General features: G+C 37.8%; 6 protein-coding genes. All 6 read right to left on the bottom strand.

Annotated elements, in window-relative coordinates; translation table 11 throughout:
• Positions 1 to 220: 220 nt before the first annotated feature.
• Positions 221 to 592, bottom strand: a complete 372-nt coding sequence (locus ACYTR8_RS10040; RefSeq protein WP_111717822.1) for a helix-turn-helix domain-containing protein — start codon at positions 590 to 592, stop codon at positions 221 to 223.
• Between the two features lie 152 nt (positions 593 to 744).
• Positions 745 to 1,017: a Veg family protein gene (locus ACYTR8_RS10035; RefSeq protein WP_003055136.1), complete on the bottom strand. Its 273-nt coding sequence runs from the start codon at positions 1,015 to 1,017 to the stop codon at positions 745 to 747.
• 15 nt (positions 1,018 to 1,032) lie between these two features.
• Positions 1,033 to 2,394, bottom strand: coding sequence for a replicative DNA helicase (gene dnaB / locus ACYTR8_RS10030; protein WP_041789162.1), 1,362 nt, complete (start codon positions 2,392 to 2,394; stop codon positions 1,033 to 1,035).
• A 35-nt stretch (positions 2,395 to 2,429) separates the two neighbouring features.
• Positions 2,430 to 2,882 (bottom strand): 50S ribosomal protein L9, encoded by a 453-nt coding sequence (gene rplI, locus ACYTR8_RS10025; RefSeq protein WP_111717826.1) that lies wholly within the window; start codon positions 2,880 to 2,882, stop codon positions 2,430 to 2,432.
• Positions 2,879 to 4,855 (bottom strand): DHH family phosphoesterase, encoded by a 1,977-nt coding sequence (locus tag ACYTR8_RS10020; protein WP_111717828.1) that lies wholly within the window; start codon positions 4,853 to 4,855, stop codon positions 2,879 to 2,881. The genes rplI and ACYTR8_RS10020 overlap by 4 nt, the downstream gene beginning before the upstream one ends.
• A gap of 11 nt (positions 4,856 to 4,866) precedes the next feature.
• A complete protein-coding gene (locus tag ACYTR8_RS10015; protein WP_479642101.1) occupies positions 4,867 to 5,007 on the bottom strand; it encodes a hypothetical protein in 141 nt (46 codons plus the stop codon).
• Between the last annotated feature and the right edge of the window lie 44 nt (positions 5,008 to 5,051).

Below are 5,051 nucleotides of genomic sequence, written 5' to 3'. Positions count from 1 at the left end.
TTCTTGGTCTTCAAAGAGATTGAGTTGTGTTATAATGTGCATAGTGAGACCTCGTTAATAGAGATATTTGCACTAACTATTATAACGCTTTGACGTTTTTTGAGGCTCATAAAAGAGAAAAATCGCTGCTTTATCGTGGCGATTTTTCTTTTTACTGTTCAGCAAACCCTTATCATAATTGGGATAAACAACAACGGGAATAGTTCTTACGATATAATTATCAGTTTATCTTTTTAAGCCCAAATATGAGACAAATAACTACTGATGATAAAAAGACTATGTTATGAGATGTTATAGTTATGATAATGAAGACGATCGCCATCAACAGAAAGAAATAATCTAAAAGGTAGTTTCCAATTCTTAATCCTCGGCTGTTTTTTTCTTGACTCTCTATCAAAAGTGTTTCAATGCAAAAACCTAATTGCTCTGAGATTGCCAACATATTCGGCTTACTCGGATAAGTTTCACCATTTTCCCATTTCGATATGGTTTTATCAGATACCTCAAGTTGCTCTGCTAATTGCGCTTGCGTCAAGCCATTCTTATCTCGGTAATCTTTTAACTTTAGGGCTAAAATAGTTTGTTTGTCCATAATGAGATCTCCTTTTCACAATCAATCTATCCAAAAATTGCTCTCTTTTACAGGACATTTACCAGAATAGAGAATAGTAGAGACAAAAGATCTTGTTATCGTTGACAGTACTGTCAATTTTCTGTAAAGAAAAAGCCTCTATGAGGCAAAAATCAATCTAAATAACGAATCAATGTTTTTTCAGTTAAAATATCTGAATAAGTATAAGATTCAACGTAGGAATTATTGATTGCTCCTGGGACATCTGAACTATCATTATATTCAATAATAAATAACGAACTGTAAACTTCAATCAATCGGCCAATCTTATTTTTCTCACGTTTACGACCATTTTCAAGCGTTAACTCTACTAGTTGCCCTTCGTGGGCTTTGATATCTTCTTTAATTTTCTTCATTTTTGCAACATCTGCAAATGCATCACTCATTTTTTTCTCTCTTTCTTATCTTTCCTCAAATTGGGCTATGGTTGAGAATTTATTATACTCTTTTTGAAACATGAGTTTCACTGTTCCACGCGCTCCTGCCCTGTTTTTCTCAAGAATTACTTCAATGGTATTGTCTTCAATAGCTTCTTCAGCTTCTTCGCCCTCTTTCCGATAATAGTCATCACGGTATAAGAAGGCCACAATATCTGCATCTTGCTCAATAGATCCCGATTCCCGAATATCTGATAGAACCGGTCGCTTATCCTGTCTTTGTTCAACACCACGGGAAAGCTGACTAAGGGCAATAACTGGCACTTTTAATTCCTTAGCTAGGATTTTAAGCTGTCTTGAAATATCTGACACTTCTTGTTGCCGATTTTCTGGTTTGGTTCCTGTAATCAACTGTAAGTAGTCAATTACAATCAGTCCTAAACCGCCATCAACTTCTTGGGACAATTTTCGTGACCTTGCCCGAATTTCAGTGATTTTAATACCTGGCGTGTCATCAATATAAATCGGTGCTTCTGCCAAAGCTCCTTGAGCAATGGTGACGTTATTCCAATCTTGATCTGTCAATTGACCTGTCCGTAAGCTATGCGAATCAACCATTCCCTCAGCTGCCAACATACGGTCAACAAGACTCTCTGCTCCCATCTCCAAAGAAAAAATAGCAACAGCCCTCTTTTGCTTCGTGCCTACATTTTGGGCAATGTTAAGGACAAAAGCTGTTTTACCTACTGCTGGACGAGCGGCTAGGATAATGAGTTGATCAGGGTGTAAACCTGTTGTAATTTTGTCAAGATCTCTAAAGCCCGTTGGTAAACCAGTGACATCAGAAGTCTGCTTCGAACGAGCTTCCAAATTTTCATAGTTAACTTTTAGCACATCTGAAATTTTACGAAAACCGCTACGGTTACTGTGCTCATTAATTTCAATTAATGCTCTTTCTGCACCAGCAATAATGTCTTCTGAATCAGAAGCCCCTTCATACGCCAAGTTGACAGTATCTGTCAATCTAGCAATGATATCACGCAACATCGCCTTTTCAGCAACAATTTTAGCATAATAGTCAGCATTGGCACTTGTTGGAACGCTATTGACCAATTCAACAATATAGGACAAACCGCCAATGTTTTGCAAGTCTCCTTGATTATCTAAAATTGTTCTAACAGTTGTTGCATCAATGGCATCGTTACGATCGCTGAGGGTAATCATTGCCCGAAAGATAATTTTATGAGCGTACTTATAAAAATCGTCTGGACTGATAAATTCTCTCACTGTAATCAGCTTATCAGGCGAGATAAAGATTGAGCCTAGGACAGATTGTTCTGCCAATAAATCTTGGGGTTGAACTCGTAATTCAGCTACTTCAGGCAACCTCAACACCTCCAAATCTTATTACGTTTTGTCTCTTATGCTTCTGTGATAGCCAATTTAATTTCAGCTGTTACTTCTTTATGTAATTTCACAGGAACTTCAACCAAACCAATAGCACGGATAGGATGATCTAAAATAATATGACGTTTATCAACTTTTACCCCAAATTGCTTTTGCAATTCTTCTGAAATCTTTTTAGCTGTGATGGAACCAAATGTACGTCCATCTGGGCCAACTTTTTCTTGAAATTGAACACGTGTCTTGTCTTCATCCAAAGTAGCCTTAACTGCTTGAGCTTCTGCTAAAATTTCAGCTTGAGCTTTTTCTTCGGCTTTCTGTTTTCCTTTTAATTCACCGATGCTTTGACTAGTTGCTTCTTTAGCTAAATTTTTCTTAATAAGGAAATTTTGAGCATAGCCTGTTGGGACCTCTTTGATTTCCCCTTTTTTTCCTTTTCCTTTAACATCTGCTAAGAAAATAACTTTCATGATTCCACCTCTCCTGTCTCTTTCATTGTACTATCAATAGTTTCTAATAATAACGCTTTAGCTTGGGGAAGGCTAATGTCTGTCAATTGACAAGCAGCCAAATTAAAGTGACCCCCACCTCCTAATTTTTCCATCACACGCTGAACATTAATCTTACTGCGACTTCTAGCTGAGATGGCAATCTTGTGTGATTCTGTTTCTACTAACACAAAGCTAGCTTCAACATGTGCCATTGACAATATGGTGTCCGCCGCTTTACTAGCAATCACATTGCTGTAAAGTTTTCCATTTTCACCCGCTGCCACAATAATACTATCACCTAGACGCTGCCCTTGGAGGATAATTTCATTGACTTGTTTATACTCATCAAAATCTGTAGCTGAGATAGTTTGAATCTCAACGCTATCACTCCCTTTGCTTCTTAAATAACTAGCGACATCAAAAGTTCGACTTGTGACACGTGTCGAAAAGTTTTTAGTATCAAGCATAATACCAGCCATTAGAACACTGGCTTGAATTTTATTTAACCGTTTTTTGGCATTCTGAAATTGAATGAGTTCTGTCACCAATTCGGCTGCGCTGCTTGCCCCACTTTCGATGAAGGTTAGAATAGCATTATCTGGGAAATCATCGTCCCTTCTATGGTGGTCCACAACGATAACATCTTCGAATTGCTCATAAAATTCTTTAGACAGGGTCAGTGAAATTTTAGAGTGATCAACCATTACCAAAAGAGATCTTGGAGTTACCAAGCCCATGGCTTGCGAAATGCTAATGAGACGAGTTTTGCCGTCAGCTTGAAGACGTTCGATAGCTCTCTCAATATCTGAACTCATTTCATCCGGATTATACACCGCGAAACTATTTTCAATAATATTGCTTGCAAAAAACTGCATCCCAACAGCAGAACCTAAGGCATCCATGTCGAGTTTTCTATGCCCGACAATAAAGACATTGTCCACCATCTTAATACGATCTGAGATAGCTGTCATCATCGCCCGGGTACGTGTCCTAGAGCGTTTAACCGTTGATACAGAACCGCCACCAAAGTAAATAGGATTGGTGTGATCCGCATTTTCACGAATGACAATCTGATCCCCTCCTCGAACAAGCGCAATATTAAGATTTTCAAGAGCCACTTGTCCAATTTGGCTATGTTTTTCTTCGCCAAATGAGATACCTATACTAAGGGTCAAGGGGCGCTGTGCTTCCTGAGCCTCTTTGCGAAATTCTTCTAAAACAGAAAATTTATCATCCATTAATGCTTTTAGGGTCTTAAAATCCGTAAAGAAATAATAACGGTCCATGTTGACGCGACGATAAAAAATCTGTTTTGACTCCATAAATTCGTCAATAAAATTCGCTACAAACGAATTAATCTTGGAGGTGTCCGCATCAGATAGATCATCTGTGAGATCATCGTAATTATCAACAGAGATAATGCCGACAACAGGTCTTAACATGCTAGCATCAGCAGATTGTCTATTGCCTACAAAACTATCAAAAAAGTAGAAAATTCCCGACGCGACGTCAATATAGGACGTGTACTTATTACCAGAAACTTCAAATGTCTGCGAAATGTCTCCTCGACGCTTTTCAGTGAGTATTTGTTGAATTAAATGATTCTGTAAAAGACCATCTTCTGTCGTAAAAATTAACTCGGCGTAAGGGTTATACCACTCAACGGCATTAGTTTCTTGATCAAACTGAACAACACCAACAGGCATTTTATCTAAAAGTGTTTTGAGATTATCTTCTGTCTGCTCATTTAATAATTCAATGTGATCTAAATCTGATAATTCGTAAACCTCTTTTTGGTACCAAAGAAGTGCAACAACAAATAGTAATACAAGAAAAATGGCTGATAGGATCAGCATTTTCGACTGCATAATTCTAACGCAAAGCGCTAGCAATCCAAATAAAATCAAGCCCATCATAATTAAATGAATGGTTTCAAAACGAAATCTTTTCATCCTCTAACCTCTTAAGCCCTTATTATATCATAAAACAGCCCTGAAATACAGAGCTGTCGGTTGGTTTGCCACGCCGTACGCATGAAAACTTTCTCTTCATCCTTTTGTGCCCGGACATCAATTTTGAAAAGATTCCTTTTTAAATCAATCATCTGCTTAGCCTCTTTCTCCAAATAATTGGACTAAATAATCTTTC

This window comes from Streptococcus sp. F2 (assembly GCF_056500955.1).
The sequence above is the reverse complement of the archived record's forward strand: the minus strand, read 5'-3'. Positions and strand labels throughout refer to the sequence as shown.